Raw genomic sequence first — 693 nt, forward strand, 5'->3', positions numbered from 1 at the left:
GGGCTCTTTAAAAAACTATTTTATTCGCTATGATCTCGCTGTGCGCCGTCAGGTTAAATCTGTCACTATTGATATGTACGAACCTTATATTCAAGTCATTCATCGATGGTTTCCCAATGCCGATATTATCATGGATCCCTTTCACTTGATACAGGCTTTAAACCGTGAATTATCACAGTATCGTGTGCAGTTTATGAATACCATTCGAACCAAAGACCGCCGATTATATAATAAATTAAAACGCTATTGGAAGTTAATCCAAAAAAATCCGAATGACCTCAAAGCCACAACCTATCACCGATTTCCTTTATTTGATTGGCTGACGAATACGCAAGGAATTGTGGATTATTTACTGGCTCAAGATACCCAACTAAAAGCCACCTATCAGATTGTCCATCAATTAGGGGATGCCTACCGTACCAACAATTGGCCACGATTTGAATCTACCTTAATTCAGGCGAAGCAACTTCAGCTTCCAGCTGGGTTAAGGCGTGTCTTACGTTCTTTTAAGAAGTACCAAACGTATATTCACAACACGTTCTCGTATCCAGGTTTAACGAATGGCCCGATCGAAGGTATTAATAATAAAATTAAAGTATTGAAACGAACAGCCTACGGCTATCGAAATTACAGTCATTTTAGAGACCGTATTTTACTTATGACGCGATTATATGTCCCTCAGACAAATAAAAA

The 693-nt window shown here is 38.5% G+C and carries 1 protein-coding gene; it reads left to right on the forward strand.

The features are described from left to right. The coding region (locus tag ACFO5Y_RS11650; protein WP_380706726.1) for an ISL3 family transposase at nucleotides 1-693 on the forward strand (693 nt) is incomplete at both ends.

The sequence above is a fragment of the Ruoffia tabacinasalis genome (assembly GCF_042652985.1).
In the GTDB taxonomy this organism is placed as follows: domain Bacteria; phylum Bacillota; class Bacilli; order Lactobacillales; family Aerococcaceae; genus Ruoffia; species Ruoffia tabacinasalis.